Consider the following 25,951-nt stretch of genomic DNA (forward strand, 5'->3'; position numbering starts at 1 on the left):
ACAAATTCATTTCATTTCCATTAAATTCCAATTCTTTGCTATATAGTCCACACCCGAAATTATTGTGAATACAACCGAAATCCAAATAAGTATATCTGAAATCAATTTAGGGTGTACACCTAAGAATGTATTCTGAATCGGAAGCAAAAGCATTGCAACGATAATTGCAACCATTTGCGTAACGGTTTTAAGTTTGCCCCACATACTTGCGGCAACAACCTTGCCTTCCCCCGCCGCAACAAGTCTTATACCCGCGACCGCAAATTCTCTTACAAGCACAATCATCAATGCCCACACACTCATACGGTCATAGTACATCAATATCAAAAATGCCGCCGTTGTAAGTACCTTGTCCGCAAGCGGATCGACGAATTTGCCGAAAGTCGTTACTTGATTATATTTTCTTGCAACGTGACCGTCTATTGCATCAGTTATCGACGCAAGTACAAAAACACCAAGTGCCGCATAATGACACATTACGTTATCTATCATAAACAACACCATAAATATCGGTACAAGAACTACACGAATCATTGTAATTTTATTAGCTGTATTCATCAAATCACCTCCGCTTGACCTGTAAGGTCATATTCATCTGCGTCAAGAATTTTCACTTTTATAATATCGCCCGGAGTAACTTCTTCCTCCGTTGCAAAATATACTTTTCCGTCAACATCAATACTGTCGCCGCGACTTCTGCCGTAGAACAAGAAACTTTCTTCATCGTATCCCTCAACCAAAACTTCAAGTGTTTTGCCAAGCTTAGCCTTGTTAAGTTCAAGCGATATTCCCTGTTGAAGTGTCATAAGTCTGTCAAGACGTTCTTCCTTGATTTCCTCATCAACCTGATTCGGAAAATCAGCCGCAGGAGTATCTTCTTCCTGTGAATATGTGAAAGCACCCATTCTGTCAAAACGCACCTTTTTAACAAATTCATAAAGGTCGTTAAACTGTTCCTCCGTTTCACCCGGAAAACCTACAATTATAGACGTTCTGATTGTGCAGTCAGGCATTTTTTCTCTTATTTTATTGATTCTCTCAACCATTTGTTCTTGAGTTGTACGTCTTGCCATACGTCTTAAAATCTCATTGTTGCCATGCTGTACGGGCATATCGATATAATTGCATATTTTATCATATTTAGCCATTGTATCAATAAGACTGTCCGTAATAGCCTCGGGATAGAAATAATGCACTCTTATCCACTTGATACCGTCAACCGTGACAAGTTTTTCAAGCAACTTATCAAGCGAATATTCGCCGTACAAATCTTTTCCGTAACGTGAAGTATCCTGTGCAATAAGTATAAGTTCCTTAACACCGTTTTTCGCAAGATTTTCAGCTTCTTCAACTATATCTTCAATTTTTCTGCTCCTAAAATGTCCTCTAATCATAGGAATAGCACAATAAGTACAGTTATTGTCACAACCGTCGGCAATTTTCAAATATGCCGTATATGACGGTGTTGACAAAATTCGCGGAAGCCGTTCATCTGGAGTTCTGTCATTATGACCGCATATTACAGGCTTTTCGCCCTTAAACGCCTCGCGGATAACCTCCGCGATTTTATCATAATCACCTGTTCCGACTATTGCGTCAACCTCGGGCAGTTCGATTAAAATATCACTGCTGTATCGTTCTGCCAAGCAACCTGTCGCAATAAGCAATCGACATCTTCCGTTTTTGTATTGAGCCATTTCAAGTATAGCGTCTATTGATTCCTGTTTAGCCGACTCGATAAAACCGCAAGTATTTACGATTATGACATCGGCGTCTGACGGATTATACGTTATATTAAAACCGTCATTTGCCAATATACCGAGCATAATTTCGGCATCTGTCTGATTTTTCGCACAGCCAAGCGAAACAAGACCGATGTTATACATAAGTTTACTCTCCATATTCTTCTTTTATATTATCTATACAATTTTTAATGTCAGAAAAGCCGTAACCTCTGTACATAAAATATCGTATACATTTATCAATGTTTTTCTTTTCAAAGTTACCTTTAAGCCTTTTTTCAACAAGAGGCAAAAGCATATCTTCTTCGTCCTCCTCAAGATACGAAACCGCCTCCTCAACGTATTCCGTGTCTATGCCCTTGCTGTAAAGCTCGGACTTAATACGTCTTTTACCGTATTTTTTCAAATTCTTTAAATCTTTTGCCTTTGCAATCGCATACTTTCTGTCGTCCAAAAAGCCGTAATTTCTGCAAAATTCAAGAATTTCATCTATATCTTCTTCCTTTGCGCCGGCTATTTTCAGCTTATCCGAAAGTTCACGCTCACTGTGTGAACGAAATTCAAGCAATCTCAAAGCCTTATCTTTAGCCTCATCAAAGGTCAGTTCTTTTTTTTCTCTGTTATATCTCATAATACAAAGTAATCAAATAATTCTCCAAAATTAATTCCGCCGATAACCTTATCCTTGTATTTGCCTTTCAAATGGTCATATCCGCCCTGCATTTGCTCTGACTTAATGCCATAGCTAAGCGACATATATGCCTCAATGTATGCGGAAAGGTGGTCACATCCGCGTATAATCTGTCCGTCTATCGGATTGTATTTGTCTTCATTATACTTTTCGTTTATCAAGTCCGACGTAACCATATTGATTTCGCCGTCATCAATAATTTTAGAGTCAAATTCATTCTGCGTGTAATACTCTATCTCCCTGTGCCAAGCAGGCGGTAAAAGCGGATAAATAACTTCACGCATTTGTTCATCTTCTATTTCACTGATTATGCTGTCCAAACCCTTGACGCTGTTCTTTACCGGTGACACAATATCCCTTGTCAAGACCTCGGGTAAATCGTGAAAAAGTCCCGAAAAGAAGTTGTTTTCAAGACGTTTTCTGCAAGGATTGTCAAGTTCAAGCGACATAAAGTACGACAAAATCGCAACGACAAGCATATGCCCCATAACAAAAGTTTCGGGCATTCTTACTGCTTTTGCCCACCTTTGTTGGTATCTCAGCTTTCCTATAAGCGACAAAAACTCTTGAAGATACTTACTTCCGGCAAAATATCTGAAGCCGTGAAAAGTATCGCAAGCCGCCAATCCCTGTGCCATTTCGGTTTTAACCTGTTCTATACCGAAAGTCTGCGGATTCATAGGGTAAATTATTTTAAATTCCCAGTTGCTTGCATGGTAATGTGCGGCTTTTAAAATCTGTTTTTCAAGAGATGCGTAATCTTTGTCAAGATAATACTTTTTCATTCTCTCAAAGAAACCGCCGCCGATACCGTCCATATGTTCTTCAAGCTCAGAAAGTACCCAATTATCTATTTGAAAGCCTTTTTCTTTTACAAGTTTATGATAAATAGGCGGTTTAATGTCAGTAAGCACAATTCTGTGGAAAAACTCAAATATTCCGCCCTCAATAAGCTTTATCATATTAACGCTTTCGCCCTCACACTTTGCAAGCACATAAGCATAAAACATCTTGTGTGCCTGCTTGTCAAGCTCCGTAAAGCCGGTCCAAGGACGGATATGGTCGTTCCAACGCTGAATAGATGCCGCCTCATACATCAGAGAAATAAGAGATTTTTTAATCATTTAATTTTACTCCATCACAATATTATAACCGTTCTTTTCAAGTACCTTAATAACTCTTTCGCCGTGTTCTCTGCCGCCGACTTCACAAGCAATATGAATAATTGCCTCGTTAGGATCAAGGTCTGCACTCAATCTGTCGTGCTGTACCATTACGATATTTGCGTTTGCCTCGGCAAGAATGTGTGAAAGATGTTCCAAACTTCCCGGAATATCAAGAAGTGTAGTCTTGAATTTAAGCTTTCTCTCACGCGTAACAAGACCAAGCTCGATAATTCTGTGAATAAAGCTAACATCAATGTTACCGCCAGAAAGTACGCAAGCGATTTTCTTACCCTTAACGTCAACCTTGTTGTTAAGAACAGCCGCAAGCGGTGTGGCACCGGCAGGTTCAACAACTTGCTTTGTTCTTTCAAGAAGCAGTAAAATAGCCTCTGAGATTTCCGCATCTGATACCGTTACAACATCATCTGCATACTTGTTGATAAGTTCAACAGTTTTGTCACCCGGTATTTTAACCGCAATACCGTCTGCGATAGTAACGGCAGAATCAGTAGTAACGTGTTTTTTCTCTTTAAATGAATTGTAAATTGCAGGAGCGCCCTCAGCTTGTACACCTATAATTTGTACACGCGGATTGATTTGCTTTATGCAAGCCGCAACACCGGCCAAAAGACCGCCGCCACCTGCCGGTACAAGTACCATATCAACAGTAGGTAAATCCTCAAGGATTTCTATACCGATTGTACCTTGTCCTGCCATAACTTCAAGATCGTCATATGGGTGAAGAAAAGTTGCACCCTCTTTTTCTTGAATTTCAACCGCTTTTTTGTAAGCGTCGTCATAACAATCTCCGTAAAGCACTACCTTGGCACCGTAACCCTCTGTCGCACTCACCTTAGCGATAGGAGCAGACTTCGGCATAACGATAGTTGCGGGAATGTTGTGAACGTGTGACGCATACGCAACACCTTGTGCATGGTTGCCGGCAGATGAAGCAACGGCTGAAGTAATTTCGCCTCTTTCAACAAGTGCGGCAATCTTATTTGACGCACCTCTTATTTTAAATGAACCTGTTTTCTGTTGGTTCTCAAATTTTAAATATATCTCTCCGCCTGTCATGTCAGAGAAAGTTTTAGATGATTCAATCTTAGTTCTGTGAATAGTCGGCTCAAGACGTTTAGCCGCAAGTTCAATTTCTTTTAATTCCAAATCCATTTTTTTCGCAAGTCCTTTCTTACTTTTCCTTATCTTATAATTATACCGCAATTATATCTATTTTTCAATAGCAGATTTTATTTATATGCAAAATCATTATATTATTCACAAAACAATTCTCCGTTCCTCCCATTCATTCGTATAGGGCGGCACACATAACATCCCTCATGACTCCCCTTGAGGGGAGCTGGCGGCTCAGCCGTCTGTTGAGTGGCTTTTTTATTTTCTCGATTGCCACCTCTCCGTCACTCTGTGACACCACTCTTCCGTAGGGGCGACCAGTGGTCGCACGTTATCCCATATACTTTCCACTCGGGCGGTCAGTGGTCGCCCTCTTACCATACACAAAAATCCCACAATCCCCTCACCTTCCCTTGCAAACCGCCACAAAATATAGTATAATAAAAAAGTTGCATACAGAGATCGAAAGGAGTCACAATAAATGGAACAAACGAAAGAAAATAAAATGGGTACAATGCCTGTAAACAAGCTGCTTGTAACAATGTCACTGCCTATGGTTATATCAATGATAGTGCAAGCACTTTATAACATAGTCGACAGTATATTCGTATCAAGACTTTCCGAAGACGCATTGACAGCCGTTTCAATGGCATTTCCAATGCAAAACCTTATGATTTCCGTAGCAGTCGGAACAGGGGTAGGTATAAACGCAATGCTTTCACGCGCACTCGGCGAAAAAAAGTTTGAAGCGGCAAACAAGACCGCCGAAAACGGTATATTTATAGAAGTTCTCGGATATGTTTTATTTTTACTTATAGGAATTTTCGTAACAAAGCCGTTTTTTCTTGCACAAGCGGGTGCAGGCGATATTGCAAATATGGGTATTGAATATACAAGAATTTGTCTGCTTATGTCATTTGGTATTTTTATGCAGATTGGTTTTGAAAGAATCCTTCAATCTACCGGACGAACAATATTCACAATGATAACACAGTCAACAGGTGCAATTATCAATATCATACTCGATCCTATATTAATTTTCGGTTTATTCGGTATGCCGAAAATGGGTGTTGCCGGTGCGGCGATTGCGACTGTAACAGGTCAAATATGTGCGGCAATTCTTGCGATTACATTTAACCTTACCAAAAATCCCGATGTACATATCAGCTTTAAAGGTTTTAAACCGCAGATTATATTTGTAAAGAACATTCTTTCTGTCGGTATTCCTTCAATAATTATGTCGTCAGTCGGCTCTGCAATGACTTTCGGTATGAATAAAATTCTTATAACTTTTTCATCAACTGCCGTTGCGGTATTCGGTGTATACTTTAAACTTAACAGTTTTGTATTTATGCCTGTATTCGGTCTTAATAACGGTATGGTGCCGATTGTTTCATATAACTACGGCGCACAAAACAAAAAACGTCTTACAAAAACCATTAAGCTCGCAATTATGTACGCGGTTTGTATTATGTTTATAGGAATTATGCTGTTCCAGTTTATACCCGATGTACTTTTGAGATTGTTTGACGCTTCAGACCATATGCTTGAAATCGGTATTCCGGCATTGAGAGTAATCAGCCTCAGCTTTGCATTTGCAGGTATATGTATAGTTATTTCATCAAGCCTGCAAGCATTGGGACACGGCTTTTTAAGTATGATGATTTCTATAACACGTCAGCTTATCATACTTCTTCCGTCAGCATATATCCTTGCAAAATTCGGCGGTATCCACGCGGTTTGGTGGTCATTCAACATTGCCGAAATCGCCTCATTGACGTTATCATTGTTATTCTTTAAACATATGTATAACAAGATAATTAAACATTTAGGAGAATAGTAAATATCCCCCGGCTATACCGGGGGATATTTATTTAGCACAGATTCTTTTATCACTTCTGATTCAGTATTATTTCTGCTCACATTTGGCAATAAAAAAAACAAACCGCATAATAATGCGATTTGTTTGCCGTTTTTGGTCGGGATGACAGGATTTGAACCTGCGGCCCCTACGTCCCGAACGTAGTGCTCTACCAAACTGAGCCACATCCCGATATGACCTATAAACAACATAGATTATTATACCACCACTCTTCCGCAAAGTCAACCACCAAAATAAAATTAATCCAATATTTTTTACAAAGCAAAAAAGACGGATTGCTCCGTCTTTTTAAAAATCGGTTTCATCATCGTCTGCAACCGAAACAGGTTGTTTAACAATTTGTTTTTCTTCATTTTTTTCTTCAATTTTTTCTTCTTTAACTTCATCTACTCTCAGTTTCTTCTTATTAAATATACGCGCAACGGTATCGTCTACAAGATAATGCGATATAAGCGCACACAACACAGCAATAGCATAAACCGCCGCAACATATCCCATATTACCCACCAAACCGATTTGCACGAATATATCAACAACAACCATATGATACAAATACAATCCGTACGACAAATCAAACTTAAATCTGATTTTACCGAAACTGTAACCGAAACCGACAGTCATAAGGCAAAGCAAAAGCACTTGAATCATATCCATATACTCGCCTATCCTCACGCCGAACCTGTCGCAATAAATCGTACGGGCAATAAACAAAATCACACACAATATTTTTGTTTTTGAAAGTATCGGCACGTTTTTTTCACGATAGCGGTACATAAACCAACCTGCAAAATACATATAAAAATACGGCATACACGAATGTGAGATGAGCAACCGTCCCGTTTCGGGCAATATTTCCTGTAAATGCGGCACAACAAGATTAAGTGCCATAGACAATATCATTACAAATATCCATACCCACAGTTTTCGATTTTTTAAAAATCTGTATATTATCGCAGTAATAATGTAAAACTGGACTGTAAATATCATTGTCCAAAGATTTGCTTGAAAATTTCCTATTCCGAAATTACTTATAAAATCCGGTTGTGGCAAATCCCGTATAAAAACAAGCTGTCCCAGAAACCACGTCACAAAAGTCTTGTTCAGCACAAATCCGCAAAATGCCGCCGCCACAATCACTCCGACAATTATACACACCCACAGCGACGGAATTATTCTAAGTACACGTTTTTTCAAAAACTCCCACGTGTTTTTACTTCTCTCCATAGATGCCGGAACCAAAAAACCGCTTATGCAAAACAGCACAACGACACCGTTCCACCAATCAAATACAGGCGACACTTCCTGTAATCTTATATGTCGGAATATGTGCAAAGTCATAACGTAAAATGCACTGTACAGTCTAAGCACATCAAAACAGTTGTTCGCAAAATCAAATTTAATCTGTTCTTTTACCTTGTTCATCACTTCACCCCAATACTTTTTGTCGTATATTCTTATTATATGTCATAAAATATTATTAGTCAAGTGAACAAAATAATACAGCAAATTTTAAAATGAAAGTTGTGATTTAAAGAGTATTAATGAGAAATAAAGAGAAAATAAGAGATTGTTATTTGATTTATTAAAAATTTTTCAAAAAGTGTTGACAACAATCAAAAAACATAGTAAAATAGCCGTTGTGAGTTAAAGAAGTAAGCTTTAACATGAATAGATTAAGTATAGGAGGACACAACTATGAATTCAAGCTATTTGCAAAAGCCACAAGACGTAGAAAGAAAGTGGTATGTTGTTGATGCAGCTGACAAGCCACTTGGTCGTGTTGCTGCAACAGTTGCAAGCATTTTAAGAGGTAAGCACTTACCTACATTTACACCAAACGTAGATTGCGGTGACCACGTTATCGTTATCAATGCTGATAAGATTATCCTTACAGGTAATAAGCTTAACCAAAAGGTTCGTTACTACCACACAGGCTGGGTAGGCGGAATTAAAGAAATCCACTACAACAAGCTTATGGCAGAAGAACCTGAAAAGGCTGTTATGTACGCTGTAAACGGTATGCTTCCAAACAACACAATCGGAAGAAAAGCTCTTACAAGACTTCGTGTTTACAAGGGTACAGAACATGATCATCAAGCACAAAATCCAATCGCTTGGACAGGCGAAATAAAGTAAGGAGGACAATATAAATGGCTAAAGAACAATACTACGGTACAGGTAGAAGAAAATCTTCTGTTGCAAGAGTTCGTCTTGTTCCGGGCAACGGAAAAATCACAATAAACGGCAGAACAATCGATGAATACTTTGGTCTTGATACACTAAAGCTTATCGTTCGTCAGCCACTTGAACTTACAAAGACAACAGATAAGTTCGACGTAATCGCAAAAGTTGAAGGCGGTGGTTTCACAGGTCAAGCCGGTGCAATCCGTCACGGTATCTCAAGAGCACTTCTTGAAGTTGATACAGAAGCTTACAGAGCAGACCTTAAGTCAGCAGGCTTCCTTACAAGAGACTCAAGAATGAAGGAAAGAAAGAAGTACGGTCTAAAAGCCGCTCGTCGTGCTCCACAGTTCTCAAAAAGATAAGTTTTTTATCAAACAAATCCCACAATCATGCCGATTGTGGGATTTATTTTTTGTCTTTTACCGCAATTTTGCCACAAATAATTGTGGTAATCAGTAATATATCATTTTACACAAGAGTAATTTGTATAATTCTTGCTTTTAGCATATTTTTTTATTTTCAACCGGATTCATGATACCACCTCGATTTTGTTTCTTCTAAATACAACATAAATTAAATCATCCAAATAGGTACAATATAATTGTCGCTATCAACTGCGGAAAGAGTTTCTTTCATACAAATAATTGCACCTTTACCTCTTGGAACAGATGCTTTATCTAATAATTTAAACGGTTTTATAAGTTCGGTTCCGGGACTGGCAGTTCTTTTTATTTCAATAGGATGAAGCATACCGTCACTTTCAATTACAAGGTCAATTTCATTACTGTTTGTATCACGGTAATACCATATAAGGCATTCTTTTGCATTGTTGTGATACGTTTTGATAATCTCAGACACAACGTAATTTTCAAGTATTGCACCATTAATTGCACCGTTTGCTAAAATCTCAGGAGATGAATATCTTGTAAGATATGCAACAAGTCCGGTGTCAAAGAAATACATTTTAGGAGTTTTTATTGTTCTCTTTAGCAAGTTATTTGAATAAGGACGCAAGAAAAATACAATATCAGATTTTTCAAGAATCTTTAGCCAACGCTTTGCCGTATCGTTAGAAATCCCAACATCTCTGGCAATATCTGACACATTGAGCATTTGACCTGCTCTACAAGCAGCAGAACGAATAAAATCGCTAAATATCATTGTATCATCAATATCAGCTATCTCTTTTACGTCTCTCTCTATATAAGTTTGAAGATAACTGCTATAAAACAGATCTCTGTCTGTGTATTTTCCACTTATATGTCCGGGCAAAGAGCCACTCCATATACGTCTGTATATTTCATTAAGATCAGCCGGCTTATTTATTTTACTACGTTTCTTTAATTTATCTAAATCAACAGAAAATGGTTCGGTTTTATCATTCCCATAGATTTCATGTTGTGAAAGTGAAGGCATATGAATAATAGCAATTCTTCCGGCCAGAGATTCTTGCGCAAGTTCCATGAGCTTAAATGGTTGAGAACCCGTTAGCCAAAATGAACCGGGAGCAGCGCCTTTGTCTATTGCCATTTTTATATAAGAAAACAGTTCAGGTGCATATTGAACTTCATCTATCAAAATCGGTAATGAGTGCATTTGCAAAAAAAGTGCCGGATCCTTTGATGCTAATTTTCTTTCTTCTATATCATCCAACAAAACTTCTTCACGATTATCATCCATTAATCGCTTTAGTACAGTGGATTTACCAACTTGCCTTGCACCTGTTATCAAAATACAAGCATATTCTTTAGAAGCAGATTTAATTTTTTCCTCTAAGTCACGATTTATATATGTCATGGATATTCTCCTCTCATATTTTAATCCAATTATATTATATATCAATCACGCATTATTGTCAACGTTAATTTAAGATTGCATCGTAAATCAGCCTAAAACATTTGTCGATTGTTTCTATCCAAAAAAATCACGTTTTATATTTTTCTCTTGGCGGTACATAGCTCTTATCATAATAACAAATACTATAACTACTATTATCTATCATCTCATAATTTGCTCTACATAAACAAATTCTCTGATATTATTTTTTAATAATTAAGTATCTTCTAAATCTTCCATAACATCACCATAAAATATTATAGATATAATATACATCTATTTATTGACATTATATCACATAATATTAATAAAATAAATCCAATAATTAAAAATTGTATTTTTAACTTATATGCTATACTCATTTAGGAGTCACTCTCTTAACCACTGCTTTCTTTTTTCATAAATACTAATGTGTTATATTTTAAGAGAGTAAACTCCTTTCGATAAACGTTATATGCGAATTTGTAAGTTCTGAAAAGTTATGGAACCCCTTGAGCAGTCTACCGTGTATAACACGTATGCAAAATTTGGTGTGAGAAATCCCTTGTTTCAAGGCTTTTCAAGATATTAAAACATTATCAAAAAGATAAGTTTTACGACATATCAAAAATACCGCAGTCTTACGACTACGGTATTTTTTATTGTCTATATACTAAAACCAATACGGATCCCAGTCGCTTGTCAGACGTGTTAGTGCCTCCATATAGAAATAATCTCCCCATGTATTACACTCATCAACACCGCCGTTATTACATGTATTATGCGGTGTTTTCTTTGCGTATGTACCGTGAAGTAAAAGTCCGTTAGACTCTTTACTGTCTTTAACGGCACAATTATCAATAATTGCTTTAAGCAATCTTTTAGCCGTCTGCGTATAATATTCAGCCTCATCTTTATCAAGATATTTAGCCATTTCAAGCATACCGCATACCGCTATAACACCTGATGAAGAATCACGCGGTTCATCACTGCCGGTATCAAAATCAAAATCCCAATAAGGCACTAAATCCTTCGGCAAATGTTCCATAAAATATTTTGTTACACGTTTAAATATATCCAAATATTCTTTATTTCCTGTTTTAGAATACGCAACCGCACTGCCGTATATTCCCCAAGCCTGACCTCTCGCCCAAGCCGAGCCGTCACGATTCCCCTGACAAGTAACACCCTTTGTAGGTTTACCTGTTTCCATATCAAAGAAATATGTATGATATGTCGAATTATCGTCACGCACGATATTTTCCATCGCTGTTTTTATATGCGCCTGTGCTTTTTCTTCATACTTTTTATCACCTGTCACCTTGCTCGCCCAGAAAAGCAACGGCATATTCATAAGACAATCTATTATAAGTCTGTAATTGTCCTTATCGCCTATTTTGCCCCACGCCTGAAAGAACTGACCTTTTTCGTGAAAACGTTTCATCAAATTATCCGCCGCCAAAAGTGCCGCACGTTTACCAACTTCACTGCCTGTAAGCTTATATGCCGCAACGCAAGACGGGCTGTACAAAAAGCCCATATCGTGATGGTCGGTATTAATATGATGTTCTATTCTGTAAAGGAAGTTGTCCACTTGACAAAGTGCCGCTTCCTTTAATTTATCGTCTTTGTTACTCTCATAAGCAAGCCACAATTCACCGGTCCAAAACCCCTCTGTCCAGTCTGTATTTTCTGTTTGCCTGTAAAAATTATTTTCACTGTTTGCACCCGGAAAACAGTCAAAAAACTCGTCAACATTATGTTCAATAAGCGAAACCGCCTTATTGTGTGCATCACGAATTTCTTTATCATCAGCCACCGGATAGCCTTGTAATTCTTCCATAGTTATCATACTTAAAATCACACTCCTTATATAATAATTATACCAACACGGCCAAGTTATTTCAATAGCAATAATTTAATGTCAATAAATTGAATGTATAACAATAGGCAAGCCGAAAATATAGGCTTGCCTATTCAGTCTACCTCTTTAATTATCCTTTAACTCCCGAAGATGTAGCGTTTTCAATAAAGAATCTCTGACAGAACAGGAATACTACGATTATCGGCAGCAATACAAGTGTAGCCGCCGCCATTTGTGCACCGTAATCCTGAACTTGTCCGACTGAAAACAACTTAATACCTACAGAAAGCATTTGTTTGTTTATATCCGATATGTACAAGTACGGACTCATATAGTCGTTCCATGTCCATACAAATGAGAACAATATCATTGTTGCGATAGACGGTTTATGTTCGTTTCACGGCAAACAAGAATATGACCCCGACCGATTTTGTAAAGATTAAATCGCTAAAACTGTACGAAATTGAAAGAATGGCTGATACAGCCGTTGACAGTGCCGTAGCGGCAATCACAATCGATAAACTTACAAGCACACCGGAATGTGTAGAGCAAAACATCACTTTGCCGCAAATCACTTCAGACGACGCAGAAGTAACATGGACATCTTCCGATACATCGGTTATCGGCAATGACGGTACATTCTACGGTTCATCAAAGGCGACAGACGTTACAATGACGGCACAAATCACAAATAAAACAGACAGCTTTACAGTTTATAAAGACTTCCGTCTTTCTGTTCTGGGTGAAGAAACAGTAAAATTGAGCAAAACTTTTGACGACAACAGCATGAACGTAACAGTTAAGAACAATTCTTCGGACAGCTTAACTATAAAGGTTACAGTCGGCGTATACAACGACAATGATACTCTTAACACGGCTAAACTTCAAACCGTTACACTTGATTCAAAAGCAGAACAAACAATTTCATTTGCAGGTATCACCTCCGACAAATCAGTTTCAATATTTGCATGGGACAAGGATATGACACCACTTACAAATGTATTGCAATAACACAAAAAATACACCTATCATTCGATAGGTGTATTTTTCATTTGTTTTTCAATCCAAGCCATAAGCAAATTCACTATTTTTTCTTGTTGGGCAGGAGTAAGTTCAACATTTTTCGGTATTCTGTACCACTTGTTAAGGCAACCGCGGCAGCAGCACGCCGTTGCGTGTTGTGCAATAAACACAGGGTGTCCGCGCATGGGTGTTTGCTTGCCGTCATTTGCAATAAATGACGGTGCAAGTCTGTCACGAACAAAGTCGCGTGCGTGTGAACGCACAGTATCCATACCTTTATTTTTTACATACTCCCTATCCTTTTCTTTCAGCTTAAAACTACTTCTGAACTTTGACTTTTCCAACTTTAAAAGTGCCTGTTCAATCGTCTGCATAAAATCACTGTCTTTCATATCTTCCGTATGTACAGGTTATATCGGCAATTTTCTTTGCGAGTTTGTCAGTCAAATCATTCTTACCCATTCTCCACTGCCAGTTGCCGCCGAGTACAGACGGTATATTCATTCTTGCCTCACTGCCGAGTTCAAGATAATCCTGCATTTGAATTATCGCCGTATCGCTCACACTTGCCATTGCGGTTTTAATGAGTTTCCAAACAATATCATCCTCCGAATCAATGTACTTTTTACAAAATTCAAGTGTATCTTCGTCAAGCTCATCAATCCAACCAATCACTGTATTATTATCGTGCGTGCCGACATAGACAACGCTGTTTGAATTATATGTATACGGCAAATAATTACTTTCTTCACGCGGATCAAATGCAAATTCAAGCACTTTCATACCCGGAAAACCCGAATCCCTCAACAGCTTATGCACGTCCTCAGTCAAAAATCCCAGATTCTCCGCTATAATCGGCAAATCGCCCAATTCATTTTTAACGGCATTGAACAATTCAATTCCCGGACCTTTCAGCCACTGACCGTTTTCGGCGGTTTTATCCCCGTAAGGAATCGAATAATACCCCTCAAATCCTCTGAAATGGTCGATACGAACAACATCATACAATGACGTTGCACTCTTTATTCTGTCTATCCACCAATTAAAGCCGCATTCTCTGTGCCTGTCCCAATTATACAGCGGATTTCCCCAAAGCTGACCTGTCGGAGAAAATGCGTCCGGCGGACAACCTGCAACAGCTTTCGGCACAAGATTTTCGTCAAGTTCAAATAAATCGGGATATACCCACACTTCCGCACTGTCAAGCGCAACGTAAATCGGAATATCGCCGATTATCGACACACCGTTGTCATTGGCATACTTTTTAAGTTTGTTCCACTGTTCAAAAAATTTAAACTGCACAAACTCCCAAAACATAACGTCATCTTCGTGCGACGACTTAAATTCCCATAACGAATGAGAATCACGTTTTCTTAGTCCGTCCTCCCATTCAAGCCAAGACTTGCCGTCATTTTCATTCTTTATGCTCATAAACAACGCATAGTTTGAAATCCATCTTTCGTTTTTCTGCAAGAAGTCGTAAAATTCCGACAAATCACCTTTTTTAAATTCTTCAAAAGCAATTTTCAAAACCTTAAAACGATTTTCATAAATTGTTTCGTAGTCAACATTTTTTCTGTCTTTACCCCACTCAAGCTTTGAATAGTCCGATTTTTTCAAAAGACCTTCTTCACGCAAAATATCCATATCTATAAAATACGGATTGCCTGCATTCGTTGAGAACGACTGATACGGCGAATCGCCGTAACTTGTCGGGCCAATCGGAAGAATCTGCCAACACTTTTGTTTTGCACTCTTTAAAAAATCTACAAATTTATATGCCTCTTTGCCCATTGTACCGATACCGTAATCAGACGGCAACGATGATATGTGCATTAAAATACCGCTTTTTCTCATTTCTTCTACCTCCCGATAAGTTGTAAAATTACATGCGGATTTTCCGCAATATAGTCTGCACCGGCTTGTACCAATTCATTTCTTGTTCTGAATCCCCAAAGCACTCCGACCGACGTCATTTCGGCATTTTTCGCCGTAAATATATCAACATTGGTGTCACCCAAGAACAGGCACTCTGACGGCTTTACACCGAGTTTTTTCGCTATTTCAAGCGCCGTAAAAGGATTGGGTTTTGTCGGCATACCATCAATAACTCCATGCACCGCGTCAAAATAATTTTCACCGAAAATATTATCGGTAACAAAATGCACGACATTATCCGGTTTATTTGAGCATACCGCAATTTTTATGCCGTTCTCTTTCAGTTCTTCAAGCAATTCTCTTATTCCGTCATACGCATCCGTATCATAAAGATAATCATTTTCATAATTTTCGTCATACACATCACGCACTTTTTCAAACATTTCCGCATTATCCTTGCCGTAAACTCCGAGCATTCTGTGAATAAGTTTATCTCTGCCGTCACCGACATATATTTTATAATCCTCTACCGGAATTTCGGGCAAACCGAATGCCGCAAGTGCAATATTACCAAAATGTGCAATAGCATTTATCGTATTTGTAAGCGTACCGTCAAGATCAAATATACACGCTTTAATATTACTCATAAAATCACCTCATTATGTTAATTATATATCTTGAAAACTATTATGTCAATGTGAATAGATTATGAATTTTTCTTGATATGCTTGATTTTTAAAAAACACTGTGATAGTATATCATTAAAGCTTCTACAAAAATTTTTTTTGAAGAAAGGATATGTAAATATGAAAAAAAGTTTAATCGTTATTGCCGCATTAATTCTTGCAATGTCAGTTGCGGGCTGTGGTAAAAAGACAGAAAATACAAATACAACACCTCAGCAGACTGCGCAGGCAGATGCGTCGGGTGCATACGAAAACGGCAGTGCAACAGAAACTCTTGACGGTCAGGACTATTCAAAGAATGTCGATATGGCGGCAGTTGAAGGTACAGAGGCAAAATCAGATACAAAAGCGGACAGCTATTCGGGTGAAGTAAGCAACAATGATATTTCTATCGAGGAAGCAAAACTTATCAATTATGATGACAGCGACGTTGTTGTTGTGTCATTTGAATTTACAAACAAAACCGATTCAGACCAATCATTCAGCGGAGTATATGACGTCGTCGCCGAACAAAACGGTTCTTCATTAGCTCCTGCAACAGTAATCGGCGTGGACGGTGTTGAACTTCTTACACTTTCACAAAATATTGCTCCGGGTGAAACAATCACTGTTCAAAAAGCGTACAAGCTTGACAGTAAGTCGTCACCGCTTGAAATAACAGTTCAGCCGTTCTCTTCAGACGACGAATCATTCGTTACAAAGACATTTAATTTCTAAAGCAAATAAACCGTAGACAAAACCATAATGGTTTTGTCTACTTTATTCTTGGGTGTTTGAGGTGCTAACCTCATTAAAAATCATTTCTGACGACCTGTGCGACAGAAATGGCTTAAAATCTAAAGTTTCAACTTTAGAGGAACTTTAGATTTTTTCTCTAAAAATACTCAAAAATTACATCGCAAGATGTGATTTTTGGAGCTGTCGACATCTGTCGACAGGCTCAAAAAAATATCTCTGCACAATGCAGAGATATTTTTTATTATGCTTTAACAACCACATTTTTACCGTTAATTTTGCCTCTGTACAGCAATTTATCGGCACTTTCAAGAAGAACATCATCGACTTTACCGCTATCACGTTCGATAATTCCGAACGTCATCGTAACGTAAATATTGTTATTTTCATAAACAAAATTTTTATTTTCGATAGTTTTTCTTAAGTTTTCAACTTTTACAAATGCGCTGTCAATATCATCATTACAGAACATAAACACAAATTCTTCACCGCCCCACCTGCATATATCAATATTCTCCAAGCCAAGCGATTTTCTCATAATCTCCGAAATATTCTGCAGTACATAGTCACCGCATAAATGACCGTATGTATCGTTTATTTTTTTGAAATCATCAATATCACCGATACAAATGACCACAGATTTATTGTCCTCGCTGTCCTTAATTCGTTCCATAAACATTCTTCGGCTTTGCAAGCCTGTAAGTCGGTCGTAATTTGCAAGATTGTTAAGAGTCTTGTTTTCATCAACGAGCTTTCTATGCGTTACAGTTGCCGATACGTCCGATATGTACGCACCTATCAATATAATTCCGACTGCCAAAACGGTATTGTATATTGAAACAAAAACGATATGTACTTCTGCCTCCGAGTAAATATGACGGCAATGCAACGTCAAACCTATATACAACAGTACCTCACATATCGAAAATATATATGTTACACTCCGATGTTTAAACGGATTAAAATACACAAATGTTGCCATAGAAATCAAATACAAGGCAAAATCCGACGAATATCCGCCATTTAGCACCGTCACCGTAACAAACGCCGATACTTCCAAATGCACCAGTACAATACAAACGCGATAATATCCTTTCAGCACAACAAACAGCATTAATATATAAAATATCACACTGCCGATATTATACATAAACGGTATCTGCATTGAAAAATGCTTAAATATAAATAGAAACGAAATATGGAATATTTCACATAAGACAATAATCTGTGTGTAGACACTTTTAACATTGTCTTTAATTCTCATAATATATCTCCCTATTCTCTATGAGTATATTATACACGTTTCTTTCGACAAAAACAAGATTAATTTAGAGTTATTTTTCATTTTTTGCATAAAAAAAGTGACAGACTGAAAATCTGTCACAATGTACTCCAAATTAAAGAGCAGCCTTAGCTGTTTCAACAAGCTTTGCGAATGCAACGCTGTCAGCGATAGCGATTTCAGAAAGCATCTTTCTGTTCATTTCGATACCTGACTTCTTAAGACCGTTCATAAATGTTGAATAGTTCATACCGTTTTGCTTACAAGCAGCAGAGATTCTTGTAATCCAAAGACGACGGAAATCTCTCTTTCTTCTTTTTCTGCCTACATAAGCATTTTGCATTGAACGCATAACAGCTTGGTTAGCAATTCTGAATTGCTTGCTTTCAGCACCTCTGAAGCCCTTAGCAAGCTTTAATATCTTCTTATGTCTTTTTCTTGTATTTAATGCACCTTTTACTCTTGCCATTAGTTTCTACCTCTCTTTCGAATTATTTGTAAGGAATAAGCTTTTTAATAACTGCTGCGTTAGCCTTTGAGCAGTAAGCTTGCTTTCTTAGATGTCTTTTTCTCTTAGTTGTCTTTTTGTTCAAAATGTGTCTTCTGAACGCCTTGTTCATCTTAACCTTACCATTCTTAGTTACGTTGAATCTCTTAGCGGCGCCTCTGTGAGTCTTTATCTTAGTCTTAGCCATAATGCACACTCCTTCCGAATTAAATAATATTATGACAAGGGAGCAAGAAACATTGTCATATTTCTGCCCTCAAGCTTAGCCGGTTTTTCAACAGTTCCGGCTTCTTTAGCCTGTTCTGCAAATCTTTCAAGCAAGGTATAACCAATCTGTGAATGACTTACCTCTCGACCTCTGAAACGAACTATAACCTTTACCTTATCGCCCTTTTTAAGGAACTTTATTGCATGATTACATTTCGTATTGAAATCATTTGTATCGATAGACGGTGAAAGCTGAACCTCTTTGATGTTAATAACCTTTTGGTTCTTTCTGTTTTCTTTTTCACGCTTATTAAGCTCAAACTTGTACTTTCCGTAGTCCATAATCTTGCATACCGGTGGCTTTGCCTGCGGAGCAATCTTAACCAAATCCATTCCCTTTTCATACGCAATATCCTGTGCCTCTTTTGCACTCATTACGCCAAGCTGTTCGCCATCAGCTGAAACAACTCGAATTTCGTTATCACGAATTTGTTCGTTAATCTGCAAATCATTCTTACTAATTGTTAATCCCTCCTTAAAACATAAACAAAAAAACGGCTGCAAAACGCACCCGCACAATACACCGATACCTAAAGTATCTGTATATTTACCGCAAAGCCTTCGCCGTACGGTGAGAACGGATTGTTCTGCTTGTTTTCTTTTCTGAAATATTATATCAGATTATTTATTCACTGTCAAGCATTTTTATTAAATATTTTCAAAAAAGGTTGCCGGCATTAGCCGACAACCCTTTTATATTATACATCTGCTGTTTTAACCGATTCAAATTCTTCTATAACTTCCTTTGACGGAGCTTTTGTGGCAAGTGACACTATAAAGATAAGTGCAAGCGATACAATAAATCCAGGAATAATTTCATATACGGTAAATATACCCGGAAGATTATCCGCACCCCATATAGCGGTCGGAACATATGCCCACAAAAGTGCTACCGCACCGCCGGATATAACACCTGCCAATGCACCGTATTCATTACAGCGTTTCCAGAACAAGCTGCAAAGAATAACCGGACCGAATGCCGCACCGAAACCCGCCCATGCGTGAGCAACGATTTCAAACACCGATGAATTAGGGTCAAGTGCAAGCAAGCAAGCTATAATTGCAACAACCACAATCGTGATACGGCTTACATTAAGCAATGTCTTTTCCGAAGCATTCTTGTTGAAAAGCGTGTTGTATATATCCGATGAGAATGATGATGACGCAACAAGAAGCTGTGAATCGGCTGTTGACATAATAGCCGCAAGTACAGCCGAAAGCAACAATCCCGCAATCACTGTCGGGAACATATTCTGTACAAGTACCATAAATACTTTCTGTGTATTTGCGCCCTCAAGCATACCGTTTGCATTCAAAATGCTAAGTGATGAAGGGTCTGTAATCTGACCTGTTTTGAACATATATTGAATATACGGCGATGCCAATATACCAACCAATACTGCCATAGCAAGACTTACAATAACCCAAACCATAGCAATTCTTCTTGCAGGCTTAATATCCTTTGACGACTTTATGGCCATAAATCTTGTAAGGATATGCGGCTGACCGAAATATCCAAGTCCCCACGCAATAGCACTGACTATACCCATTGCACCGAAACCTTCCGATACACCAAGTGTAATTTTACCGATTTCCGACCATTCAAATGTATTTGAATTAAGACCTTTATACATAAAGCAAGGTACAACGATTATTGCGGCAAACATAAGCAATCCCTGAAACAAGTCTGTCCAACAAACCGCTTTAAATCCGCCAAGGAATGTATATGCCGTTACAACGACAACGCTCAAAATAAGTGCAGGTATATATCCGATACCGAATACATAATCAAACAAATTAGCACCTGCCGCAAACATTGACGATGTATAAACCGTAAAGAATATCAAAATAAACAACGCCGAGAATATACGAAGTACGTTTGATTTTGAATGAAATCTGTTTTGCAGAAAGTCTGGAATTGTGATTGAATTGCCTGCAATCTGTGTATATTTTCTAAGCGGTTTTGCAACGATTAACCAGTTAAAATATGTACCGAGTGCAAGACCTATTGCAGTCCAAATTGCGTTTGTAGCACCCGAACCCAACAAATATGCAGTACCCGGAAGTCCCATCAACAGCCAACCGCTCATATCCGAAGCCTGCGCACTTAGTGACGTTACCCAAACGTTCATACCGCGTCCGCCAAGTACATAATCGGAATGTGTTGAATTTTTTTTGTAGAAAACAAATCCGACCATTACCATAGCGATAAGATACAGAAGTAATACAATACCCTGTATTATACTTTGTGATGTCATATTAATACCTCTCTTTTTTTAAATATACTACTCATTATATCAAAAAAGGATAAAGTTTGCAATATTAAATATACATCAATAATTAATTTTAGCGAAATTTGCTTTTTTAATAATGCGATTTATGATAATGAAGTAAGCAATCATAAGCCAAATTGTCGCCCCAAACCACGCAACAGGTGACGCAATACATACCGCCGCAAACTTCAAATACGACACAAGCACAAATGCAACAAGCGAACGCATAACCAGTTCCCAAACACCGCCGAAAAACGCAATCATACTACTGCCTATACCTTGCAGAGCATTTCTGTAAACGAACAGTAAACCGAGTATCACATAGAATACGCCGTTTAGAACAAGGTATTCTTTTGAAAGCGACATAACTTCATTCTGACCGCTGCCGACAAACAATGCAACAAGCGGTTTTGCGAACATAATAACAACAAATCCGCCTACAATACCGCAAACCGTTGCGATAATCGCCGCACCCGTCACACCTTTTTTAATTCTTTCAAGCTCTCTTGCGCCGTAATTTTGTGCGGTGTATGTCGCAACCGCAACGCCCAATGATGCAAGCGGCTGTGTTGCAAATTGGTCTATTTTCGAGCCGGCTGTAAATGCCGCAACGGCAGTTGAACCGAGCGAATTAAGTGCCGATTGGATTACCATTGTACCGATGGCGGTTATCGAAAACTGAAACGCCATAGGCAAGCCGACTTCAAGGTGTTGCCAAGCAAATTTCCAAGAGAATTTCCAATCGTGCTTTGTAAGTCTTAGAATCGGGAATTTTTTCAAACTGTATACAAAGCACAATATACCCGAAATAAATTGTGCGATAACAGTTGCCCAACCCGCACCGGCAACACCCATTTTAAATGTAAGAATAAACACAAAGTCAAGTATAATATTGATAATACTTGCGATTATCAAGAATACAAGCGGTGTTTTACTGTCGCCGAGCGAACGGAGTATACTTGAAAACAAGTTGAAAAATACCGCTGCCGCAATACCTTCAAAAATTACTATTATGTAGTTGTACGAATCGTCTATAATGTCGGACGGAGTTTTCATAATCTCCAAAAGCGGTCTTGCCGCCAATACGCTTATCGCAGTCATAACAATCGTTACGGCTATACCTAAAATAATGCTTGTCGCAACGGAACGCCTTACGCCGTTTTCACTGCCTGCACCGAATCTCTGTGCGGTTATAACCGCAAAACCGCTCGTCACACCTTGCACAAATCCCACAATCAAAAATGAGATTGAACCTGTCGCACCAACCGCCGCAAGTGCCTCAACACTTATAGTTCTTCCGACAATAATCGTATCCGCCATATTATAGAACTGCTGAAATATATTACCTATAAGAAGCGGTACCATAAAGCTTAATATCAACTTTATCGGACTGCCATTAGTCATATCGTTAGTCATATGTAATCTCCTCTCTTTGTTTAATGCTTGAACTATTATAGCACAATGTTTTTATTTTTCAATACTTTTTTCAAAAATTATCAAATAATCGCAAAAGTTATAAAAAACCAAAAATTTTTCTTGTTTTAATTGTGATTTTGTGGTACAATCGAATGGTTGTTTTTTTTGAGGAGGGTAATATTATGAATAAAAAATTATTAACAAAAACACCTGTCGTCTGCGGACTTGCGATTATATGCTGTCTGCTTTGGGGAAGTGCTTTTCCTTGTATTAAAATAGGTTATCAGATGTTTAACATTCCGTCCGGTGCGGTCGGCTCACAATTTCTTTTTGCCGGTATTCGTTTCACACTTGCCGGTATACTTACAATTCTTTTCGGAAGTATTTTAAGCAAAAAAATACTTGTACCGAAAAAAGAATCACTTTTTTCTGTTTTTAAACTTTCTATGGTGCAAACAGTTTTGCAGTATGTGTTTTTCTACATAGGCTTGGCGAATACATCAGGCGTAAAATCTTCTATTATAAATGCCGCAAACGTATTTCTTTCAATATTATTCGCAGTATTTATATTCAAGTACGAAAAAATGACGGTTTTAAAAGTTTTGGGATGTGTTGTAGGATTTTTAGGAGTTGTTGTAATTAACCTTGCGAACGGCGGTTTTGATATGAGTATAAAACTTTCCGGTGAAGGTGCTATATTGCTTTCAGCGGCAGCTTATGCACTTTCATCGGGTATGATTAAAAAATATTCTAAAGATGAAAACCCTGTGGTTCTTAGCGGTTATCAGTTCTTTTTAGGCGGTATTATTCTTGTCGTTGTCGGAATAGCAACAGGCGGTAAGATTTCCGGATTTACTCTTGCATCTATCGCACTTCTTATATATATGGCGATGATTTCAGCCGTAGCATATACTTTGTGGGGAATATTGCTTAAATATAACCCTGTCGGTAAAGTTGCCGTTTTCGGTTTTACAAATCCGATATTCGGCGTTATCCTTTCGGCTGTTTTTCTCGGTGAGAAAAATCAGGCTTTCGGTGTTCAGGGTCTTGTAGCACTTGTCCTTGTTTCAGTCGGTATTTTTATGGTTAATAAATCTAAAAATTAGTTATTCTTCGGGCGGTTATTCACCGCCCATTTTTTGTTTGCTTGCCACTTAGCCGACTTCGTCACCGGCTCCCATCAACGGAGCCTTTTATACCTCTCCTTGAGGAGAGGAGGCACGCAGTGACGGAGTGGTGGCTCCGTAAGGCGGTAATCTGCCACTTATCTCCTATTTTCTGTAATTACTATTTTGTATAGGATGGCACCCCGACGTCCTCACTTACACGCTCCGTGGGGAGCGTGACTTTAACCCATACAGTCGCGAAATCGAACAGTTGATTTCAACTCACACGCTCCGTGGGGAGCGTGACACGAACTTGAAATTGCACAGATGATTAATTACCTCAATTTCAACTCACACGCTCCGTGGGGAGCGTGACTGTACACGAAATGGACACAACAGAGATTATTCAAAATTTCAACTCACACGCTCCGTGGGGAGCGTGACGTTAAAAGAGACAGTATTGTTTGAACAGCTAAAAATTTCAACTCACACGCTCCGTGGGGAGCGTGACGCAAAGGAATTAGGTATCAACGCAAATACTGACAATTTCAACTCACACGCTCCGTGGGGAGCGTGACTTTACATACACAAACGGGTCCGCCGCATATCCGATTTCAACTCACACGCTCCGTGGGGAGCGTGACCAACAAAAGCCGAAAATATAATCGGAACATTCGATATTTCAACTCACACGCTCCGTGGGGAGCGTGACCACTCACACTGTTCGATTTAATGGAAAGTGAGGAATTTCAACTCACACGCTCCGTGGGGAGCGTGACCTAACCCCATTGTCGATTGGAATGATGAAAACATAATTTCAACTCACACGCTCCGTGGGGAGCGTGACCTTGATATTGACTTATCAGGGGATTGGTATAGACCGATTTCAACTCACACGCTCCGTGGGGAGCGTGACCAATAAGGAGGTTAAAACATGGCAAGAACGAAGAATTTCAACTCACACGCTCCGTGGGGAGCGTGACTAAGCAATACAATTTCTCACGAAGATTATGTGACCATTTCAACTCACACGCTCCGTGGGGAGCGTGACCGACACCCCCGAAGGCGCATTAATGGAAAGTGTTTTAATTTCAACTCACACGCTCCGTGGGGAGCGTGACCAAGCAATACAATTTCTCACGAAGATTATGTGACCATTTCAACTCACACGCTCCGTGGGGAGCGTGACCCCGCCCATTGCGAAACTGTCAGCCTTTCCGGTCATTTCAACTCACACGCTCCGTGGGGAGCGTGACCACGCTGAAATCTAATTATATTTGGAGATTTCATGAATTTCAACTCACACGCTCCGTGGGGAGCGTGACCATCCAACAGGCTATAATAAATGAATACATCTACATTTCAACTCACACGCTCCGTGGGGAGCGTGACATACAAAGGTACGATAAGAGGACCGCAAGGCATACATTTCAACTCACACGCTCCGTGGGGAGCGTGACTTTTATCAACAATTTCAGTTTCATCACCGTAACCATTTCAACTCACACGCTCCGTGAGGAGCGTGACTATGAGTTGGTGGTATTCGGCGACCTGTTTCGTATTTCAACTCACACGCTCCGTGGGGAGCGTGACGCACCTTTCGGGGTGCTTTTTTCGTACAAAAAATATTTCAACTCACACGCTCCGTGGGGAGCGTGACAAAAAGAAGTGTGGGAGCGTCTGACTGCCGTAGAGATTTCAACTCACACGCTCCGTGGGGAGCGTGACTACCTCTATATCCGAATACAAGACAACTTGCAAGATTTCAACTCACACGCTCCGTGGGGAGCGTGACGGCGAACACAAAAACAATATTATTGAGGCGGCATTTCAACTCACACGCTCCGTGGGGAGCGTGACTCTACATATTGTATATGTGAAGTCACACCACCACAACAGAGCGGACATTTTACTAAAAATCACTTTAAAAATCGATATTTTTTACATAATATGTATTATTTTTTCAGCGAACCTCCATATAAAACCAATATCACTGCACGTTCGCTCACAAAATCAAACTGCCCTCAGGGTCATATGTTTCCTTTGCACCTATATGCTCCACTCTCCTCTTCCAATTATTACCCAAATAATAGAATCGAAGGCTATCTTGTTCTTCATCAATAATTTTCATAAGTCTATCTTTTAATTTCAAGAATGTTCCGTAATCAACATCAACTTCAAACACAGAATTTTGCACTCTTTGTCCGTAATTAACACATTCCTTTGCAACCTTGCGAAGTCTTTTCCTGCCTGCCGCATCGACAGTTGACACATCATAACTTACCAAAGTCATCATCAA

General features: G+C 38.8%; 25 protein-coding genes, 1 tRNA gene and 1 CRISPR repeat array. Of the genes, 6 read left to right on the forward strand and 20 right to left on the reverse strand.

Going from position 1 to position 25,951, the window contains the following annotated elements:
- Positions 1-6 precede the first annotated feature (6 nt).
- Genes pgsA through ilvA form a run of 5 tightly spaced genes read right to left on the reverse strand, consistent with a single transcriptional unit; the run spans position 7 to position 4,772 of the window.
- On the reverse strand, positions 7-558 hold the full coding sequence (gene pgsA, locus LKE05_RS08840) for a CDP-diacylglycerol--glycerol-3-phosphate 3-phosphatidyltransferase (RefSeq protein WP_022230852.1): 552 nt from the start codon (positions 556-558) through the stop codon (positions 7-9).
- Positions 558-1,886, reverse strand: a complete 1,329-nt coding sequence (gene rimO / locus LKE05_RS08845) for a 30S ribosomal protein S12 methylthiotransferase RimO (RefSeq protein ID WP_022230853.1) — start codon at positions 1,884-1,886, stop codon at positions 558-560. The genes pgsA and rimO overlap by 1 nt, the downstream gene beginning before the upstream one ends.
- A 4-nt stretch (positions 1,887-1,890) precedes the next feature.
- Entirely contained in the window at positions 1,891-2,373 is a 483-nt protein-coding gene (locus tag LKE05_RS08850; RefSeq protein ID WP_308456573.1) for a regulatory protein RecX, read from the reverse strand.
- A complete protein-coding gene (locus LKE05_RS08855) occupies positions 2,370-3,557 on the reverse strand; it encodes an HD domain-containing protein (protein ID WP_308456574.1) in 1,188 nt (395 codons plus the stop codon). The genes LKE05_RS08850 and LKE05_RS08855 overlap by 4 nt, the downstream gene beginning before the upstream one ends.
- Positions 3,558-3,563: 6 nt before the next feature.
- Positions 3,564-4,772, reverse strand: a complete 1,209-nt coding sequence (gene ilvA / locus LKE05_RS08860) for a threonine ammonia-lyase (protein ID WP_308456575.1) — start codon at positions 4,770-4,772, stop codon at positions 3,564-3,566.
- 442 nt (positions 4,773-5,214) lie between these two features.
- Here ilvA and LKE05_RS08865 point away from each other — a divergent pair, with 442 nt between their 5' ends.
- On the forward strand, positions 5,215-6,573 hold the full coding sequence (locus LKE05_RS08865) for an MATE family efflux transporter (protein WP_308456576.1): 1,359 nt from the start codon (positions 5,215-5,217) through the stop codon (positions 6,571-6,573).
- Between the two features lie 136 nt (positions 6,574-6,709).
- Here LKE05_RS08865 and LKE05_RS08870 read toward each other — a convergent pair.
- Both LKE05_RS08870 and LKE05_RS08875 read right to left on the reverse strand, forming a co-directional pair.
- A tRNA-Pro gene (locus LKE05_RS08870) sits at positions 6,710-6,786 on the reverse strand.
- A 117-nt stretch (positions 6,787-6,903) separates the two neighbouring features.
- A complete protein-coding gene (locus tag LKE05_RS08875; protein ID WP_308456577.1) occupies positions 6,904-8,037 on the reverse strand; it encodes an acyltransferase family protein in 1,134 nt (377 codons plus the stop codon).
- A 273-nt stretch (positions 8,038-8,310) separates the two neighbouring features.
- Between LKE05_RS08875 and rplM the strand changes: the two genes are divergently transcribed.
- Both rplM and rpsI read left to right on the forward strand, forming a co-directional pair.
- Entirely contained in the window at positions 8,311-8,751 is a 441-nt protein-coding gene (rplM, locus tag LKE05_RS08880; RefSeq protein ID WP_022229377.1) for a 50S ribosomal protein L13, read from the forward strand.
- A gap of 14 nt (positions 8,752-8,765) precedes the next feature.
- Entirely contained in the window at positions 8,766-9,161 is a 396-nt protein-coding gene (gene rpsI / locus LKE05_RS08885; protein WP_022229376.1) for a 30S ribosomal protein S9, read from the forward strand.
- 211 nt (positions 9,162-9,372) lie between these two features.
- Here the strand turns inward: rpsI and LKE05_RS08890 are convergent, their stop codons facing one another.
- The 3 genes from LKE05_RS08890 to LKE05_RS08900 all read right to left on the reverse strand — a co-directional run bounded on the left by LKE05_RS08890 (position 9,373) and on the right by LKE05_RS08900 (position 12,848).
- Positions 9,373-10,596 (reverse strand): ATP-binding protein, encoded by a 1,224-nt coding sequence (locus tag LKE05_RS08890; protein WP_308456578.1) that lies wholly within the window; start codon positions 10,594-10,596, stop codon positions 9,373-9,375.
- 691 nt (positions 10,597-11,287) lie between these two features.
- Positions 11,288-12,457, reverse strand: coding sequence for a glycoside hydrolase family 88 protein (locus LKE05_RS08895; RefSeq protein ID WP_349164113.1), 1,170 nt, complete (start codon positions 12,455-12,457; stop codon positions 11,288-11,290).
- A gap of 151 nt (positions 12,458-12,608) precedes the next feature.
- Positions 12,609-12,848, reverse strand: a complete 240-nt coding sequence (locus LKE05_RS08900; RefSeq protein ID WP_308456580.1) for an ABC transporter permease family protein — start codon at positions 12,846-12,848, stop codon at positions 12,609-12,611.
- Positions 12,849-12,892: 44 nt separating this feature from the next.
- Here LKE05_RS08900 and LKE05_RS08905 point away from each other — a divergent pair, with 44 nt between their 5' ends.
- Positions 12,893-13,489, forward strand: a complete 597-nt coding sequence (locus LKE05_RS08905; protein WP_308456581.1) for an immunoglobulin-like domain-containing protein — start codon at positions 12,893-12,895, stop codon at positions 13,487-13,489.
- A 17-nt stretch (positions 13,490-13,506) separates the two neighbouring features.
- Here the strand turns inward: LKE05_RS08905 and LKE05_RS08910 are convergent, their stop codons facing one another.
- The 3 genes from LKE05_RS08910 to LKE05_RS08920 are packed head-to-tail and all read right to left on the reverse strand — an operon-like array spanning position 13,507 to position 16,026.
- Positions 13,507-13,893 (reverse strand): DUF4186 domain-containing protein, encoded by a 387-nt coding sequence (locus LKE05_RS08910; protein WP_308456582.1) that lies wholly within the window; start codon positions 13,891-13,893, stop codon positions 13,507-13,509.
- On the reverse strand, positions 13,880-15,433 hold the full coding sequence (gene malQ / locus LKE05_RS08915; RefSeq protein ID WP_308456602.1) for a 4-alpha-glucanotransferase: 1,554 nt from the start codon (positions 15,431-15,433) through the stop codon (positions 13,880-13,882). Before malQ ends, LKE05_RS08910 begins: the two co-directional genes overlap by 14 nt.
- A complete protein-coding gene (locus LKE05_RS08920; protein WP_308456583.1) occupies positions 15,364-16,026 on the reverse strand; it encodes an HAD family hydrolase in 663 nt (220 codons plus the stop codon). The genes malQ and LKE05_RS08920 overlap by 70 nt, the downstream gene beginning before the upstream one ends.
- A 159-nt stretch (positions 16,027-16,185) precedes the next feature.
- Between LKE05_RS08920 and LKE05_RS08925 the strand changes: the two genes are divergently transcribed.
- Entirely contained in the window at positions 16,186-16,782 is a 597-nt protein-coding gene (locus LKE05_RS08925) for a DUF5067 domain-containing protein (protein WP_308456584.1), read from the forward strand.
- 262 nt (positions 16,783-17,044) lie between these two features.
- Here the strand turns inward: LKE05_RS08925 and LKE05_RS08930 are convergent, their stop codons facing one another.
- From LKE05_RS08930 to LKE05_RS08955, 6 genes are all read right to left on the reverse strand, one after another.
- Positions 17,045-18,064: a GGDEF domain-containing protein gene (locus LKE05_RS08930; RefSeq protein ID WP_308456585.1), complete on the reverse strand. Its 1,020-nt coding sequence runs from the start codon at positions 18,062-18,064 to the stop codon at positions 17,045-17,047.
- Positions 18,065-18,197: 133 nt separating this feature from the next.
- Entirely contained in the window at positions 18,198-18,551 is a 354-nt protein-coding gene (rplT, locus tag LKE05_RS08935) for a 50S ribosomal protein L20 (RefSeq protein ID WP_022229366.1), read from the reverse strand.
- 22 nt (positions 18,552-18,573) lie between these two features.
- Entirely contained in the window at positions 18,574-18,777 is a 204-nt protein-coding gene (rpmI, locus tag LKE05_RS08940; RefSeq protein WP_022229365.1) for a 50S ribosomal protein L35, read from the reverse strand.
- 29 nt (positions 18,778-18,806) lie between these two features.
- Positions 18,807-19,304 (reverse strand): translation initiation factor IF-3, encoded by a 498-nt coding sequence (gene infC, locus LKE05_RS08945; RefSeq protein ID WP_337599319.1) that lies wholly within the window; start codon positions 19,302-19,304, stop codon positions 18,807-18,809.
- Between the two features lie 251 nt (positions 19,305-19,555).
- Complete coding sequence (putP, locus tag LKE05_RS08950; protein ID WP_308456586.1) at positions 19,556-21,115, reverse strand: sodium/proline symporter PutP; 1,560 nt, start codon at positions 21,113-21,115, stop codon at positions 19,556-19,558.
- Between the two features lie 75 nt (positions 21,116-21,190).
- Positions 21,191-22,546: an MATE family efflux transporter gene (locus tag LKE05_RS08955; protein ID WP_308456587.1), complete on the reverse strand. Its 1,356-nt coding sequence runs from the start codon at positions 22,544-22,546 to the stop codon at positions 21,191-21,193.
- A 182-nt stretch (positions 22,547-22,728) separates the two neighbouring features.
- Between LKE05_RS08955 and LKE05_RS08960 the strand changes: the two genes are divergently transcribed.
- Complete coding sequence (locus LKE05_RS08960; RefSeq protein WP_022229361.1) at positions 22,729-23,652, forward strand: DMT family transporter; 924 nt, start codon at positions 22,729-22,731, stop codon at positions 23,650-23,652.
- 208 nt (positions 23,653-23,860) lie between these two features.
- Positions 23,861-25,512: direct repeats of the CRISPR family, unit length 33 nt; unit sequence ATTTCAACTCACACGCTCCGTGGGGAGCGTGAC.
- Positions 25,513-25,657: 145 nt separating this feature from the next.
- On the opposite strand, the gene cas2 is transcribed toward LKE05_RS08960, so the two are convergent.
- Positions 25,658-25,948: a CRISPR-associated endonuclease Cas2 gene (gene cas2 / locus LKE05_RS08965; protein ID WP_022228957.1), complete on the reverse strand. Its 291-nt coding sequence runs from the start codon at positions 25,946-25,948 to the stop codon at positions 25,658-25,660.
- Positions 25,949-25,951 lie beyond the last annotated feature (3 nt).

The organism is Hominilimicola fabiformis, from assembly GCF_020687385.1.
Taxonomy (GTDB): Bacteria; Bacillota; Clostridia; order UBA1381; family UBA1381; genus Hominilimicola; species Hominilimicola fabiformis.

Bases quoted from the DNA above. Each gene is read 5' to 3' on its own strand.
- LKE05_RS08895 (WP_349164113.1), bottom strand. From the start codon at position 12,457: ATGGAAGAATTACAAGGCTATCCGGTGGCTGATGATAAAGAAATTCGT.
- LKE05_RS08855 (WP_308456574.1), bottom strand. From the start codon at position 3,557: ATGATTAAAAAATCTCTTATTTCTCTGATGTATGAGGCGGCATCTATT.
- LKE05_RS08955 (WP_308456587.1), bottom strand. From the start codon at position 22,546: ATGACTAACGATATGACTAATGGCAGTCCGATAAAGTTGATATTAAGC.
- LKE05_RS08920 (WP_308456583.1), bottom strand. From the start codon at position 16,026: ATGAGTAATATTAAAGCGTGTATATTTGATCTTGACGGTACGCTTACA.
- cas2 (WP_022228957.1), bottom strand. From the start codon at position 25,948: ATGATGACTTTGGTAAGTTATGATGTGTCAACTGTCGATGCGGCAGGC.
- LKE05_RS08925 (WP_308456584.1), top strand. From the start codon at position 16,186: ATGAAAAAAAGTTTAATCGTTATTGCCGCATTAATTCTTGCAATGTCA.
- LKE05_RS08850 (WP_308456573.1), bottom strand. From the start codon at position 2,373: ATGAGATATAACAGAGAAAAAAAAGAACTGACCTTTGATGAGGCTAAA.
- LKE05_RS08875 (WP_308456577.1), bottom strand. From the start codon at position 8,037: ATGAACAAGGTAAAAGAACAGATTAAATTTGATTTTGCGAACAACTGT.
- rplT (WP_022229366.1), bottom strand. From the start codon at position 18,551: ATGGCAAGAGTAAAAGGTGCATTAAATACAAGAAAAAGACATAAGAAG.
- LKE05_RS08865 (WP_308456576.1), top strand. From the start codon at position 5,215: ATGGAACAAACGAAAGAAAATAAAATGGGTACAATGCCTGTAAACAAG.
- putP (WP_308456586.1), bottom strand. From the start codon at position 21,115: ATGACATCACAAAGTATAATACAGGGTATTGTATTACTTCTGTATCTT.
- LKE05_RS08900 (WP_308456580.1), bottom strand. From the start codon at position 12,848: ATGATATTGTTCTCATTTGTATGGACATGGAACGACTATATGAGTCCG.
- LKE05_RS08930 (WP_308456585.1), bottom strand. From the start codon at position 18,064: ATGAGAATTAAAGACAATGTTAAAAGTGTCTACACACAGATTATTGTC.
- ilvA (WP_308456575.1), bottom strand. From the start codon at position 4,772: ATGGATTTGGAATTAAAAGAAATTGAACTTGCGGCTAAACGTCTTGAG.
- rpsI (WP_022229376.1), top strand. From the start codon at position 8,766: ATGGCTAAAGAACAATACTACGGTACAGGTAGAAGAAAATCTTCTGTT.
- LKE05_RS08910 (WP_308456582.1), bottom strand. From the start codon at position 13,893: ATGAAAGACAGTGATTTTATGCAGACGATTGAACAGGCACTTTTAAAG.
- rplM (WP_022229377.1), top strand. From the start codon at position 8,311: ATGAATTCAAGCTATTTGCAAAAGCCACAAGACGTAGAAAGAAAGTGG.
- LKE05_RS08890 (WP_308456578.1), bottom strand. From the start codon at position 10,596: ATGACATATATAAATCGTGACTTAGAGGAAAAAATTAAATCTGCTTCT.
- rpmI (WP_022229365.1), bottom strand. From the start codon at position 18,777: ATGGCTAAGACTAAGATAAAGACTCACAGAGGCGCCGCTAAGAGATTC.
- pgsA (WP_022230852.1), bottom strand. From the start codon at position 558: ATGAATACAGCTAATAAAATTACAATGATTCGTGTAGTTCTTGTACCG.
- LKE05_RS08905 (WP_308456581.1), top strand. From the start codon at position 12,893: ATGACCCCGACCGATTTTGTAAAGATTAAATCGCTAAAACTGTACGAA.
- LKE05_RS08960 (WP_022229361.1), top strand. From the start codon at position 22,729: ATGAATAAAAAATTATTAACAAAAACACCTGTCGTCTGCGGACTTGCG.
- rimO (WP_022230853.1), bottom strand. From the start codon at position 1,886: ATGTATAACATCGGTCTTGTTTCGCTTGGCTGTGCGAAAAATCAGACA.